Origin of the sequence: Nonomuraea sp. NPDC051191 (assembly GCF_044455665.1) — a bacterium.
GTDB lineage: Bacteria > Actinomycetota > Actinomycetes > Streptosporangiales > Streptosporangiaceae > Nonomuraea.
Genome location: NZ_JBITEZ010000006.1, coordinates 358,058 through 371,403 on the forward strand (window position 1 = coordinate 358,058; position 13,346 = coordinate 371,403).

General features: G+C 72.5%; 15 protein-coding genes. 5 read left to right on the forward strand and 10 right to left on the reverse strand.

From position 1 onward, the window contains the following. Positions 1 to 3 precede the first annotated feature (3 nt). The 4 genes from ACIA8R_RS19625 to ACIA8R_RS19640 all read right to left on the reverse strand — a co-directional run bounded on the left by ACIA8R_RS19625 (position 4) and on the right by ACIA8R_RS19640 (position 2,544). Positions 4 to 837: an ABC transporter permease gene (locus ACIA8R_RS19625; protein ID WP_364087950.1), complete on the reverse strand. Its 834-nt coding sequence runs from the start codon at positions 835 to 837 to the stop codon at positions 4 to 6. After that, positions 834 to 1,727 (reverse strand): ABC transporter ATP-binding protein, encoded by an 894-nt coding sequence (locus ACIA8R_RS19630; protein ID WP_357696745.1) that lies wholly within the window; start codon positions 1,725 to 1,727, stop codon positions 834 to 836. The genes ACIA8R_RS19625 and ACIA8R_RS19630 overlap by 4 nt, the downstream gene beginning before the upstream one ends. A gap of 110 nt (positions 1,728 to 1,837) precedes the next feature. Then, a complete protein-coding gene (locus tag ACIA8R_RS19635; protein ID WP_397039600.1) occupies positions 1,838 to 2,320 on the reverse strand; it encodes a Clp protease N-terminal domain-containing protein in 483 nt (160 codons plus the stop codon). Next, entirely contained in the window at positions 2,317 to 2,544 is a 228-nt protein-coding gene (locus ACIA8R_RS19640; protein ID WP_397039602.1) for an RNA polymerase subunit sigma-70, read from the reverse strand. Before ACIA8R_RS19640 ends, ACIA8R_RS19635 begins: the two co-directional genes overlap by 4 nt. A 189-nt stretch (positions 2,545 to 2,733) precedes the next feature. Here ACIA8R_RS19640 and ACIA8R_RS19645 point away from each other — a divergent pair, with 189 nt between their 5' ends. Both ACIA8R_RS19645 and ACIA8R_RS19650 read left to right on the forward strand, forming a co-directional pair. Then, positions 2,734 to 3,228, forward strand: coding sequence for an NUDIX domain-containing protein (locus ACIA8R_RS19645; RefSeq protein WP_364087954.1), 495 nt, complete (start codon positions 2,734 to 2,736; stop codon positions 3,226 to 3,228). Between the two features lie 101 nt (positions 3,229 to 3,329). Further along, a complete protein-coding gene (locus ACIA8R_RS19650) occupies positions 3,330 to 4,472 on the forward strand; it encodes a phosphatidylinositol-specific phospholipase C1-like protein (protein WP_397039603.1) in 1,143 nt (380 codons plus the stop codon). Between the two features lie 36 nt (positions 4,473 to 4,508). Here ACIA8R_RS19650 and ACIA8R_RS19655 read toward each other — a convergent pair whose 3' ends face one another. Together ACIA8R_RS19655 and ACIA8R_RS19660 are read right to left on the reverse strand one after the other, a co-directional pair. Then, positions 4,509 to 4,640: an alpha/beta fold hydrolase gene (locus tag ACIA8R_RS19655; RefSeq protein ID WP_397039605.1), complete on the reverse strand. Its 132-nt coding sequence runs from the start codon at positions 4,638 to 4,640 to the stop codon at positions 4,509 to 4,511. A 206-nt stretch (positions 4,641 to 4,846) separates the two neighbouring features. Further along, complete coding sequence (locus ACIA8R_RS19660; RefSeq protein ID WP_397039607.1) at positions 4,847 to 5,734, reverse strand: helix-turn-helix transcriptional regulator; 888 nt, start codon at positions 5,732 to 5,734, stop codon at positions 4,847 to 4,849. 148 nt (positions 5,735 to 5,882) lie between these two features. On the opposite strand from ACIA8R_RS19660, the gene ACIA8R_RS19665 reads away from it, so the two are divergent. Continuing rightward, positions 5,883 to 6,809, forward strand: a complete 927-nt coding sequence (locus tag ACIA8R_RS19665; RefSeq protein ID WP_397039608.1) for an SDR family NAD(P)-dependent oxidoreductase — start codon at positions 5,883 to 5,885, stop codon at positions 6,807 to 6,809. 37 nt (positions 6,810 to 6,846) lie between these two features. On the opposite strand, the gene ACIA8R_RS19670 is transcribed toward ACIA8R_RS19665, so the two are convergent. Then, on the reverse strand, positions 6,847 to 7,521 hold the full coding sequence (locus ACIA8R_RS19670) for an alpha/beta hydrolase (RefSeq protein ID WP_397039610.1): 675 nt from the start codon (positions 7,519 to 7,521) through the stop codon (positions 6,847 to 6,849). A 288-nt stretch (positions 7,522 to 7,809) separates the two neighbouring features. Beyond that, positions 7,810 to 8,640, reverse strand: a complete 831-nt coding sequence (locus ACIA8R_RS19675) for a helix-turn-helix transcriptional regulator (RefSeq protein WP_357696728.1) — start codon at positions 8,638 to 8,640, stop codon at positions 7,810 to 7,812. An 84-nt stretch (positions 8,641 to 8,724) separates the two neighbouring features. Between ACIA8R_RS19675 and ACIA8R_RS19680 the strand changes: the two genes are divergently transcribed. Further along, entirely contained in the window at positions 8,725 to 10,173 is a 1,449-nt protein-coding gene (locus ACIA8R_RS19680) for an MFS transporter (protein ID WP_364087967.1), read from the forward strand. Then, positions 10,170 to 10,931, forward strand: coding sequence for an SDR family oxidoreductase (locus ACIA8R_RS19685; protein WP_364087969.1), 762 nt, complete (start codon positions 10,170 to 10,172; stop codon positions 10,929 to 10,931). The genes ACIA8R_RS19680 and ACIA8R_RS19685 overlap by 4 nt, the downstream gene beginning before the upstream one ends. A 116-nt stretch (positions 10,932 to 11,047) precedes the next feature. Here ACIA8R_RS19685 and ACIA8R_RS19690 read toward each other — a convergent pair whose 3' ends face one another. Together ACIA8R_RS19690 and ACIA8R_RS19695 are read right to left on the reverse strand one after the other, a co-directional pair. Next, positions 11,048 to 12,280, reverse strand: a complete 1,233-nt coding sequence (locus tag ACIA8R_RS19690) for a cytochrome P450 (protein ID WP_357696722.1) — start codon at positions 12,278 to 12,280, stop codon at positions 11,048 to 11,050. Then, positions 12,277 to 13,269, reverse strand: coding sequence for a methyltransferase (locus ACIA8R_RS19695; RefSeq protein ID WP_397039612.1), 993 nt, complete (start codon positions 13,267 to 13,269; stop codon positions 12,277 to 12,279). Before ACIA8R_RS19695 ends, ACIA8R_RS19690 begins: the two co-directional genes overlap by 4 nt. Between the last annotated feature and the right edge of the window lie 77 nt (positions 13,270 to 13,346).

Genomic DNA, 13,346 nt, shown 5'->3' on the forward strand with positions numbered 1-13,346 from the left:
CGGTCACCCGACCCGCCGCAGGGCACGCTCACGGCGTGCCGCCACCGTCGAGCCGGACTCCCCGCGTGCCATCCGCCGCAGCACGATCGGCGCCACGAGCAGGCCGAGCACCGCCCAGGCGCCCAGCACTCCCGCGGTCTCCAGGTGCCGCCAGGACTCGCCGATCTCGACGGCGAGCGCCGAGTCCGGCAGCAGGGCCGAGCGCATGCCGAGTCCCATCCAGTAGACGGGGAAGATCTGGGCGAGCCACTGCAGCCACTCGGGCAGTGCGGTGATCGGGTAGAAGATGCCGGAGATGCCGATCAGGGCGAGGAACGGCAGCTGGACCAGCCCCTGGGCGCGTGCGGTGGTGAACACCGAGCCCAGGACCGCGCCGATGGGCAGGGTCGCGACCAGTCCGAGCGCCAGCACCCAGGCCAGGCCGGGCCAGGAGCCCGGGCCGATCCGCAGGCCCTCGACGAGGAGCGCGGCCGGCACGAGGAAGATCACCAGGTCGGCCAGCAGGCCGCCGGACACCGAGATCAGCTTGCCCATCAGGTAGGCGGGCATCCCGTGCGGGGTCGCCTTGGCGCGCAGCAGCGTGCCGTCCTCGCGGTCGGCGGTGAGCTGCTGGCTCATGCCGATCACGCCGGTCGCGGCGTTCATGCCGAGGATGCCGGGCAAGGCCAGGGCGCCGAGCATGAGCGTGCCGACCGGCAGGTCCCGGATGAAGAACAGCGTGCCCACCATCAGGGCGGGCCACAGGAAGTGGGAGAACAGCTCGGCGCCGTTGGTGAACGACTGCCGCAGCTCGATCAGGCCCCGGGACCAGCCCGCGCGCAGGACGGTCGCGTTCATCGGGCCTCCCTCTCGGCCTCGCGCACCAGCGCCAGGTACGTCTGTTCCAGCGAGGCCCGGTGGACCTCCAGTTCCTGGACGTCGTCGCCGTGGCGGGCGAACAGCTCGCGGGCGAACGTGGTCGAGTCGGGCGTCCTTTCGACGTACCGCCGCCCGTCGCGCGTCCAGCGCACCTCGTCCTCGCCGGCGATCCGCCGTGCCAGCTCGGCGGAGGTGCCGTCGGCGACGATCCGGCCGCCGTTCAGCACGAGGATGCGGTCGGCCAGCTTCTCGGCCTCGTCCAGGTCGTGGGTGGTGAGCAGGACGGTGGTCTCGCGGGCTTCGGCCAGGTCGCGTACGAGATCGTGGAAGTCGGACCTGGCCTGCGGGTCGAAGCCGGTGGTCGGCTCGTCGAGGAACAACATCTCGGGGCGCCCGACGAGGCCGACCGCCACGTCGAGCCTGCGCCGCTGGCCGCCCGACAGCGTCTTGAGCTTCTTGCCGGCGTGCTCGGTCAGACCGACCCTCTCGATCAGCTCGTCAGGGTCCCAGGGCCGCGGGATCCCGGGGGCGGCGTAGGGGGCGTAGTAGGCGCCGAGGTGGGCGAGGAACTCGCGTACCCGCCATTTGCCGTGGTCGCGCCAGGACTGCAGCACGATCCCGAGCCTGGCCCGCCACAGCTCGTCGCCGTGCGCGGGATCGGCGCCGAGTACCGAGACCCGGCCCTGCGACCGGGCGCGGAAACCCTCCAGGATCTCGATCGTGGTGGTCTTGCCTGCGCCGTTCGGCCCGAGCAGGGCCAGAACCTCGCCGTGGCGGGCCTGGAACGTGACGTCGTGCAGGACGTCGAGCGGGCCGTAGCGCATGCGCAGCCCGTCGACGTCGAGCACGACACCGTTGCTCTTCGTCATGAGATGACCTCTTCTCGTGATCGGATGCCCTCGTGCCGGCGAAGCCCGGCGCGAGGGCATGGCGCATCGCGGCCCGAACCGGGGCCGGTGCGCGGGGGCGGGGGTGCTGGTCACCAGCTTTCGCGCGTGAGCGTCTCCTTGACGCGATCCATCAGTCCGGCCCGGTCGACGCCCGCCAGCGCGAGCGCACGGGGAACGATGCCGACGTCGGCACTCAGGACGCCGAGCAGCAGGTGCGCGGGACGCAGGTCCTTCTTGCCTTTGGCGGCGGCAAAACCGCGTTCGAGCGCGAGCCGGGCGGAGGCGCCGGGCTTCGGTTGATCCTTGGGGTCGCGGAAGGTCTTCGGGAGGTCATGGGAGGCGAGGGACACCCCGACCGCTTCGAGGCTGTGCTCGAACTCCCGGTGCAGCGCGTCCCTGACGGCCTGCCGCCCGAGCCCCGCCGCCGTCAGCACGCGGTGCGCGGCGGTGCCCTCGACGGCGGCGATGGCCAGCAGGAGGTGGTGGGCCTCGGTGGCGGCAGAGCCTTCCTCCCGCGCCTCGGCCGCTCCCCGCAGGACGATGTCGTTGATGTAGTGGTCGATCGTGCTCACTGTCGTCTCCTCAGCGTCACGCCGGCGGCGATGAGCCGCTTGGCGTGCTTCTTGTGGACCGCCTGCCGGGTGACGTCGAGCGCCTCGGCGACCTCCGGCCAGCTCCACCCGGCGCGCATGGCCTGCTCCACGGCGGCGTCCTCGAGGTGGTCGGCCAGGCGCCGCAGCGCCGCGACCACCGCGAGCGCGTCGGCAGGGTCCTGGGGTGTGGTTTCCGACGGCATGCAAGCAACCTTAGTTGACTAGTTCGGCTGTAGTCAACTGAGGTTGCTTAGCTTCTCGATGCCCGGGTGAGCGCCGTCGTGGGTGAGGACGGCGCACGCCGGGACTTGTCGGCGCTGAGGGTCGAGTCGTGGAAGCAACGGGGGTGACCCCACGCCGGGTTGTCAGTGACGTCTGCGACCGTGTGCCGCATGGGTGAGCCGATCGAGCGGGTGGACGAGCAGGACCGGGTGCTGGAAGTCGTGGAGCGTGCAGAGGCGGTGCGCCGGAGGTGGATGCATCGGATCGCGACGACGATCTGCCGCGACCCGACGGGGCGGATCCTCGTGCTGCGCCGGGCCGAGGGGCATGTTCGTCTTCCCGGCCACTATGACGTGATGGTCGGCGGCGCCGCGGGCGTGGGCGAATCGTACGAGGACGCGGCGGCCCGCGAACTGGCCGAGGAACTGGGCGCCGTCGTCCCGGTCCGCTTCTTGTTCAAGTTCCTGTGCCAGGACGGGATCAGCCCCGTCTGGTTCGGGGTGCACGAGGCCGTGATCGCCGGGCCGTTGGCCGCAGATCCGTCCGAGATCGGGTGGCATGCCTGGCTCACCGAGGCCGAACTGCGGAAGGTGGTCGATCGAGGGCCCTTCGTTCCGGGTGGGCGCGAAGCCCTGCGCCGATATCTCGGCCGCTCGGCTCGGTGACGGACAGCCGCCGGTCATCCTTTGACGTTCGCGCATTTTTCCCGACACGTTGGGACATTTATTGATCACCTGTTCACCGCCGCCTTGGAGTGTCGGATCCCATGCGCCGTCTCGCCCTCATCGCCGCCACCGCCGTCACCGCGCTCGCGGCCGTCCCCGCTGCCGACGCCGCCACCAACGGCCACGGCACCCTGCGGATCAACCACGTCCAGACCATCGCGACCCACAACAGTTACCACCGCGAGCTGACCGACGCCGAGAAGGACGTGCAGCGCAGGACCGACGCCAACTGGTGGAACCTGCAGTACTCGCACACCGCGCTGCCCAACCAGTTCGGCGCCCAGCACGTGCGCGGCATCGAGCTGGACGTCTTCCCCGACCCTCGGGGTGGCCTCTACAGCAACCCGCTGGTGCGCCGCGACGCCGGCCTGCCCGCGCTCGACGACCCCGCCCTCGCCCGGCCCGGCTTCAAGGTGCTGCACTGGGCCGACCACGACTACGGCACCAACTGCTCCGCACTCCTCACCTGCCTGCGTCAGGTACGCGAGTGGTCCGACACGAACCCCGGCCACGTTCCGCTGACGATCCTGACCGAGTTCAAGAGCACCGACCCGGCCAAGGAGGCCATGGGCGGAGCCAGGAGCCCGGCCTGGGACCCGGCGCTCATGGACGCCCTGGACGCCGAGATCCGCTCGGTCTTCCCCGCCGACCGGCTCATCACCCCCGACGACGTCCGCAGGCCGGGGCTCACCCTCGAACAGTCGGTGCTCAGGTACGGCTGGCCGGAGCTGAAGGCGTCCCGTGGCAAGGTCATGTTCTTCATGGACAACCAGGCGAGCGCCATCCAGGAGCCTTACCTGGCGGGCCGGCCGAGCCTTGAAGGGCGGGTGCTGTTCACGAATTCCCGGCCCGGCCGGCCTGACGCCGCCTTCGTCGGCTGGAACGAGCCGGAGGGCGCCAACACCGCGCAGATCCAGGACCTCGTACGCAAGGGCTACTACGTGCGGACCCGGTCCGACGTGCCGTTCACCGAGGCCAGGTCGGGCAGCACCGGCCGCCTGAAGGCGGCACTCGACAGCGGCGCGCAGATGGTCAGCACCGACTTCCCGGCGATCGGCCTGTCGGCCAGGCACGGCAGCGACTACACGGCCGAGCTGCCGAGCGGGGCACCGGTCCGCTGCAACCCGGTGAGCGCGCCCGCCGGCTGCCGGGACGACTCCCTGGAGCGGATCAGGACCAGGTGACCCGCAGGGCGGGCGGTGATCGACGCCGTCATGGGGTCATCGCTTCTGCGGGATCGAGTCGAGGGACCTGCTCAGCGTCTCGTTCAACTCGGCCGGTCGTTCGAGGTCGGGCAGGTGTGCGGTGTCCTCGATGACGACGGGCTCGGAGCCCGGGATGATCTCGTGCATGAGCCGGGCGTCACCGATCGGGGTGGACTCGTCATCGCCATCCGCCTCGACATCAGCCTGGTCCCGCTCGCCATGGACGGCTGCGGAGTGCTCCCGGAACCGGAGGCGATCGGCGACCGGGTGGCCTCGGCGCTGCGCCGGCGACCCTCGCCGCACTGGCCAGGAGCGTCCCCGAGGACACCGAGGTCGGGTAACCCGGAAACCGGTCAGTGATGCGTGGTGGCGACAGTGGCGACGACAGTGGCGACGCTGCCTCCCGTGACGCGGAGAAGGTCGAGCTTTCCGTCCTCGGCGCTTCCGGACGCCGCCGTGTAGGTGACCAGGCGCAGGTCGGCGCCGGGAACGATGAGGACGTCGCAGTCGAGCAGGATGTCGCCGACCTGAGGGTGCCGGATGGTCTTCGCGTCGGTCGTGTGCAGGGCGGCGGTCGTCCGCGCGGCCCAGTGATGGGCGAAGGCGCCGGATGTCTCGCGGAGTTCTCGTACGAGACGATCGAGCCGGGCGTCGGCGGGATAGCGGGAGACGGCGTCCTTGAGGTCGGCGACGATCGAGGCGGCGAACGCGTCCGGTCCGCGTTCGGACCGGACGGGGAGCATCAGGGCGCTCGCGGCGCCGTCGCCGAAGAGCGCGCGGGCGAGGTTGCGCTCGGCGGCCGGGAGGGCGGCGGGGTCGCCGTGCAGGGCGCTCCACATGGTGTTCCACCACACCAGGGTCCAGTCCGCGGTGAACACGCCGATCGGGACGTCGCCGAGGCGCGAGACGAGCCGTTGGATGCCTGGGGGCACGTGGGTGTCGACGGTCCCGTCCTGCGGCGGCAGGAGCCCGGCGCTGCGGTAGAGCTGGTCGCGCTCGGCGCGGGCGAGCTGAAGGGCGCGCGCGAGAGCGCCGACGACCTGCGCCGAGGGGTTCTTGGCGCGGCCCTGTTCCAGGCGCAGAACGTAGTCGGCGGACAGCCCCGCCAGCTGGGCCAGCTCCTCGCGGCGCAGTCCCGGCGCGCGACGGCCGCCGGTCGCCGTGAAGCCGGCGTCGGCCGGGGAGAGGCGGTCACGCCAGGCGCGCAGGAGCGCGGCGAAATCGGAGCGGGAGGCAGCCATGGACCCATTCTCGCGGCACGGCGACGGCTGAGCCTGGGTACTGCCGGTCCTGGTGACGGATGGTGCCCTGGCCGGCGGCGGCGCTTGGGACGACCGTGGACCTGCGCCCGGAGCGGGCGCCACCGGTGCGACAGCGAAGGAACCCGGCATGAAGCACACCCTGGTGATGACGGGCGCGAGCCGCGGAATCGGCCGCGTCGCCGCCCGGCACATCCTGCGCCGGTCGCCGGAGACGCACCTCGTCGTCGTCGCCCGCCCGTCCTCCGGCGCGCGGCTCGCCGCGGAGCTCTCCTCGGGCGGGCGCCCGGTCTCGCACGTCCAGGCGGACCTCGGCTCGCTGGACAGCGTCCGGGCGGCCGCCGTCGAGATCCGCGACCGGCTCGACCGCGGTGACCTGCCGCCACTGCGCGGCTTCGTGGGGAACGCCGGCATTCAGTACAGCAACGCGCTGACCGAGGGGCCGGAGGGGCTGGAGTCCACCTTCACGGTCAACGTGCTCGCCAACCATCTGTTCGTACGCCTGCTCCAGGAGCGTTTCGCCACCCCTGCCCGGATCGTGATCACGTCAAGTGACACCCACTTCGGCGACCTCAGGCACAACCTGGGCATGGCGCCGGGGCCGGTCTGGAAGTCCCCGGACGCTCTCGCCCGTACGGGCGCCTGCGCCGAGCCGCACACCGCGGCCGGTGGGCGCACCGCGTACTCGACGAGCAAGCTGGCCGCGATCTACCTGGTTCACGAGTACGCGCGCCGCCTGCCGTCCGGGATCGACGTCGTGGCCTACAACCCGGGGTTCGTCCCCGGCACCGGCCTGGCCCGCGACGCCGATCCCTTCTCCCGGTTCGCGATGCGGCGCGTCATGCCCCTGATGGTCCTCACCCCCTTCGCCACGAGCCCCGGCGCCGCCGGCCGCCACCTCGCCGACGTCGTCCTCGGCACGCTCCGGGCGCCGACCGGTTCCTACGTCGACCGCAACCGTGTGGGCCGCTCCTCGGACGAGTCCTACGACCCGCAGCGCGAAGCCGACCTCTGGAAGGCCGTCGAACGGTTGACCGCGGTCGCGCCGGAGTCGTAGCCGGAGCCTTTGGCGTAGAGGCCGCGTTGAGCAGGGTTCAGCCGGCCGCGGACCGCACGATGTCGTCGACGAGGGCGGCCAGACGGTCCGGCTGGGACAGGAACGGGGAGTGGCCGGTGGACAGCCTGCGGATCTCGGCGGCTCGGGCTGCCATCCGCTCTTGCAGGGCGGGCGGGAGAGCCTGGTCCCGCTCGGCGATGATGTAGGTGGAGGGGATGTCGTGCCAGGCGGCCGTGTCGGCCTTCTCCGTGAAGGACCGCCTGGTCTGGTTGACCAGGCGGCTCATCGCCTGCTCGGCCTCGGCGTCCGGAAGGTCGCCGTAGAGCGAGGTGCGCGGCTGGTCGACGAGGGGGAACAGGCCGCTCGTGTCGGCGGTGTCCGGCAGGCCGTGGAGGGTGTACAACGACTGTCCCCGGTCCGGCATGTACGCACTGAGGTAGATCAGCCGCTCGACGTTGCCCGCCCCGGTGGCGGCCTCGGTCGCCGGGATTCCCCCGTAGGAGTGGGCGAGCAGCACGATCGGGCCTTCGACCGCGGCCAGTTCCCCGGCCAGTACGGCGGCGTCGTCGTGCATGCCCGCGGTGGGACGTTCACCGGCGCTCGGAAGCGCGGGCGTGCGCGTGGCGTAATCGAGTGCGTGCAGTTCGGGCTCCAGCCTCGCCCAGGTGCTCGGACGGTGCCAGGCGCCGTGGACCAGCATGACGGTGGTCATGGAAGGGACTCCTAGGCTCCTATGTGATCGGTGGTGACATAGGTGGATGTGTCCTTCGGCTGTGGTCGACGTGCGGCCGTCGGCGACGCGGCGGAGGTGGGTCAGCCCGGCGCAGATGGCCACGGCCGTATTTTCCGGCGTGCGCGCGCCGAGGTCGAGCCCGATGGGGTGGGCGCAGTTCGGCGACTGCTCTGGACATGCCTCACCGCCGGGGCACGTCTCGCCGTGACGTCGTCGAGAGACGCGCTCCGGTTCACGACCCTCTCTACAGGCAGGGCGGCGAGGCCGTCAGAGGGTCGCGGTGGCGGACCGTAGCCACGCGATCTTGTCGGCCGTGTCGGTGCGGGGAAGCGGGTTGTACAGCACCATGGTCAGGTCGGGTCTGGCGGGCAGTCTCAGCTGGCTGCTCTCGAACGTCAGCGTGCCCACGACGGGATGGTCGACCTCGTTGATCCAGATTCCGGCCGCCTGTACGTCCTGTCGTGCCCACAACCGGGCGAACTCGGGGCTGGTCGCGGCCAGTGCCCCGGCCACGTCATGGATGTCGTGATCGGGGGGCTGCTCGGCCGCCGCGGCGCGGAAGGCCGCCACCACGGTCGGCGCCAGGTCCTGCCAGGCCCGCTCCCGGCGGCGGAACCGCGGGTCGTGGAAGAAGCCCACCAGGCAGTTGCGCTCGGCCTGCGCCATGTTCAGCGCGAGCCTGGCCGACTCGTTCCAGGCCACGTGGTTCCAGGAGGCGTCCAGCATGGTCGCCGGTTTGGGATCCCAGGCCTCGATCAGTCGTTGCAGGCCGTCGCAGTAGGCGTGCGGGTGCCCGGTCGGCGGCGGTGGATTGAGCCCGGCCAGCGTGTACAGGTGCCGCCGTTCGACCTCGTCCAGTCGCAGCACCCGCGCCACCGCGTCCAGCACCTGCGCGGAGACGTTGATCTCGCGTCCCTGCTCCAGCCACTGGTACCAACCCGGGCTCACCCCGGCCAGCACCGCGACCTCCTCACGGCGCAGCCCGGGCGTGCGCCGGCGCCCACCGGCCGGGAGGCCGGCCGAGGCCGGGCTGATGCGGGCACGTCTGCTCACCAGGAAGTCACGCAGGTCCCGGCGACGTCCTTCTCCCGGCGTCATCGCGCACCGCCTCGGCTGGTGGTGCCACCACCAGTGTCACCGCGCTCTCCCCACGGCGTCCCGTCATGGCCGAGCGTGGACGCCATGACGATCGACCCCTTGCCGAGGGACGCCGCTGCCGGGACCTCCTCCGGGGAGCACGACGCCCGGTTCACGACGCGTGCGAAACTCATCCTTGCCATCCTGTGTGCCGCGCAATTCATCATTTCTCTGGATTTTTCGATCTTAAATGTGGCCTTGCCTGATCTCGGCCGGGAGCTGGGGATGGAACAGGCCGACCTGCAGTGGGCCGTCACCGCCTTCGCGCTGCCGTCGGGAGGATGCCTGCTGCTGTTCGGCCGCATGGCGGACCTGCACGGCCGGCGCAGGCTCTTCCTGGGCGGCGTCCTGCTGTTCACCGCGGCCTCCGTGCTGGCCACCTTCGCGTGGAGTCCGGGGGTGTTCGTCGCGGGGCGTGCCCTGCAGGGGCTGGGGGCCGCCGCTGTCGTACCCACCGGCATGTCGCTGCTGACGACGACCTTCCCCGAGGGGCCGCGGCGCAACCGGGCGCTCGGCGTCAGCGGGTCGGTGCTCTCGCTCGGATTCACTGTCGGCATGCTGGTCGGCGGCGCCATGACCGACACGCTGGGCTGGCGGTCGACGATGGCGTCACTGGCCGTCGCGGGCGTCGTCCTGGCCGTGGTGGCGCCCGGCCTGCTGACCGAGAGCCGGGGTGCCCGATCCTCCCGGCTGGATCTGCCCGGCGCGGCCACCGTCAGCGCGGGGCTGGTCTGTCTCATCTACGCCCTGTCGGCCACAGGAGCGGTGAGGGTGGTGGCCTTGGCGGCGGCCGTGCTGTCGCTGGGCGTGTTCGTGATCATCGAGTCGCGGGCCGCGCAACCGCTGGTTCCGCTGACGATGTTGCGCCGGCCCACGGTCGCCTTCGGCAGCCTGGGCGGCCTGATCACCTTCTCCATGATGAGCGCGTTCATCTTCCTGCTGACTCTCTACCTGCAGGAGGTCGTGGCACTGTCCCCCTTGTGGACAGGTCTGTTCTTCGGCGGTCAGGGCGTCGTCCTGGCCGTGACGGGCATGGTCTCCTCCCGGGTGATCCGCGTGCTGGGCGCGGGGCGGACGCTGGCGGCGGGGCTGGCCCTGCAGGGCGTCTGCACCGCCGCGATGACCGTGACCGAGGGTGCCTGGCCGGTCCTGGCTGTGGTGTGCCTGGCCTCCGTGGGCCACATGTCGGCTGTGGTCTCCTACGGCGTCACCGTGACCTCCGGGCTCCCCGACACGGTTCAAGGGCTGGCGACCGGGTTGGTGACGAGCGCCCAGCAGATCGGCATCACCGTGGGCATCCCGATCCTCAGCGCCGTCTGCGTGACCCGCGCGTCCGCGCTCCGATCCGCGGGCCAGGCCCCGGCCGCGGCCCTGCTGAGCGGTGTCCGGCTGGCCGCCGTCGTGGACGCGGCCGCGCTGCTGGTGGTCTCGCTCCTGGTCGGGTACGTCCTCCTCCGCACCACCGTTCGCCGATCTCTGAGGACGTACGCATGAACGACTCGCACCTGGCCGGTCAGGTCGCCCTGGTCACCGGCGGCTCGTCCGGCCTCGGGCTGGCCATCGCGCAGGCGCTGTCCGGCGCCGGCGCCCACGTCGTGGTGTCCGGCAGGCGCCGCGAGGCGTGTGAGGAGGCGGCCGCGGGAATCACCCGGGCGACCCGCCGCCCCGCGTCGGGGCTGGCCTGCGACGTGACCGACGAGGACGCCACCCGGCGGCTCGTGGCGGAGATCCTGTCCCGTCACGGACGCCTGGACGTGCTGGTGACCAGCGCCGGCGTCCAGGCCCGCGGCGAGATCACGGACCTGGACGTGTCCGTCCTGCGACGCTGTCTGGAGACGAACGTCGTCGGCACCTTCCTGGCCTGCCAGGCGGTCGTGCCGGCGATGCGGGCCGCGGGGTACGGGCGCATCGTGACCCTCGCCAGCGCCCTCGGGCTCGTCGGCGCGGCCGCTCGGTCCGCCTACGCGGCGAGCAAGGGGGCGGTCGTCCAGCTCACCCGAAGCCTGGCCGTGGAGCTCGCCCCGTACGGGATCAACGTCAACGCCCTCGCCCCCGGCCCCTTCCGCACGCCGCTCAACACGAACGCCGACGACGACCCGCAGGTGCGGCAGTTCCTGCACCATGAGGTGCCCCTCCGACGCTGGGCCGAACCGGGCGAACTCACCTCCGCGGCCTTGTTGCTGGCCGGCCCGGCCGCGTCCTACCTGACGGGCGCGATCCTGCCGGTGGACGGCGGCTGGAGCGCCCACTGATCCTGCCGGGCAGCCACGCCGGGCAGGAGGCCGGTACACGCGTCACGACCTCCGCCGCTGCGGGACTGGAGCGGGAACTGCGCGAGGCCCGCGGCCGAGTGTCGAGGCCGCACCCGTCACGGGCGCGCGGGAACGGGTGAGGTGGTGGTGATGAGGAAGCGGTGGAGGCCGCGGCCCACCCAGCGGTCGCGGTGGTCCGGGGGCTCGGCGGCGGACAGGGCCGGGAAGCGCCGCAGGAGCAGCGGCAGCGCGATGCGGGCCTCCATGCGCGACAGCGGCGCCCCCAGGCAGAAGTGCGGCCCGGCGCCGAAGCTGAGCGGCTGGACGTCCGGCCGGTCCGGGTCGAAGCGCGCCGGGTCGGGGAAGCGGCGCGGGTCCCGGTTGCCGGCGGCGAGCATGAGGACGACCTTCGTCCCGCCGGGCACGGGGATGCCCGAGATGTCCGTCGCGGTCTCGGCCCACCGGCTGGTCGCCTGGACGGGCGCCTCGAACCGCAGGACCTCCTCCACGTACGCGGCGGCGAACTCCGGCTCCTCGCGCAGCCGCGCGGCCAGGCCAGGATGCTCGAACGCCAGCCGCAGCCCGTGCCCGAGCAGGAAGCTCGTCGTCTCGAACCCGGCGGTCAGCAGCAGCATCAGGTTGCCGACCAGCTCGTCGTGGCTGAGCCGGGTGCCGTCGTCGTGGGCCCGTACGAGGGCGGTCAGCATGTCGTCGGCCGGGTGGCGGCGGCGGTCGTCGATGAGGTCGCCGAAGTAGCCGGCCAGCTCGTCCATGGCCTTGTCGGCGATGGACAGCCTGGAGACGTTGGTGATGCCCTCCAGGGCGATCGTCAGGTCCGAGGCGACCTGGCGGAACCATTTCTGGTCGTCCTCGGGCACGCCGATGAGCGCGCTGATGACGGCGATCGGCAGCCGGGAGGCGAACTCGGCGACGTAGTCGACGGGCGTGCCGCCGGCGCCCAGGTCGGCCAGCCGGTCCAGCAGCCGGTGGACCATCCGCTCGACCGACTCCTGCATCCCGGCCACGCGGGCGGGGGTGAAGCCGCTGCTGACCAGGCGGCGCGTCTGGGTGTGGCCGGGCGGGTTGCGGTACAGCATGGAGTCGGTGTAGCCGCGCAGCGAGGAGTGCGAGCGCCAGTCGGGATAGATGTGGTCGTACCCGGCGGCGTCCTGGACGCGGAGGCGGTTGTCGCGCAGCGCGCGGTTGATCTCGGCGTAGCCGACGGCGACGGTCAGGCCGGGGCGTACCGGCACGACCGGCCCGTGGGCGCGCAGCAGCTCGTACAGGGGGTAGGGGTCGCGGCGGCCTTCGGGGGCGACCAGGGCCGCGACGATCTCGGCGGGGGTCACGGGCGGGCCACCAGCCGGACGATCCGCAGCGCGCCCGCCGGATGCACCGAGGCGACCTCCAGGCCGCAGCGCCCGGCCAGGGCCCGCAGGTCGGCGACGGCGCGCTCGCGGCCGCCGTAGTAGACGAGCATGCGCAGGTCCATGCCGGTGCGCGGCGACTCGCCGTCGGGGCCGAAGTCCTCCACCACGAAGACGGAGCCGTCCGGCCCGGCCGCCGCGGCGCAGCGGCCCAGGATGACGGCGGCGTCGTCGTCGCCCCAGTCGTGCAGGATCCACGACAGCAGGTAGCCGTCGGCGCCCGGGGGCAGCGGGTCGAAGAAGCTGCCGCCGACGGCGTCGCCGCGGCCGGACAGTCCGGCGGCCTCCAGCGCCGCGGCGGCGGCCCGGGCGGTGGCGGGCTGGTCGACGACCGTGCCGCGCAGCCCGGGGTGGGCGGTGAGCAGCGCGATGAGCAGAGAGCCGTCGCCGCCGCCGACGTCCACGACGTGGCCGAGGCTGCCCCAGTCGTAGCCGGCCACGATGGCGGGGGCCCGCCCGGGGACCTCGGCGGCCATGCGCGCGTCGAACGCGGCGGCGCGGGCCGGGTCGGCGGCCAGGTCCTCCCAGAAGGAGCGGCCGAACTGCCGGGGGAAGGCCGCCTCACCGGTGCGCACGCTGTGCAGCAGATGGGCGAAGGCCAGCTCGGCCCGTCCTTCCCAGCTCTCGATGTCCAGCATGGCGCGCATCCCGGCCGGGTGGTCGTCGCGCAGCTCCTCGCCGAGCGCGGTCAGCGTGTACCTGCCGTCGTCGTCCCGGCCGAGCACTCCCCTGGCGGCCAGGTAGCGCATGAGGCGTTCCAGGGTGCCGGGGTCGGCGCCCACGGCGGGGGCGAGTTCGGCGCCGGTGGCCGGCGCCTTGGCGAGCCGGTCGGCGATCCTCAGCGTCGCGGCCACCCGGATGGCCATCGGGGTTCCCAGGTGGGCCAGCGCCCACAGGCGATGCTCCGTCACGCGGCCATCGTCACACCGTGGCGCGCGCAGGGGCACCTTCCAGAGTGCCGCCCGCGTCCGCGCCCGCGAAACAGCGC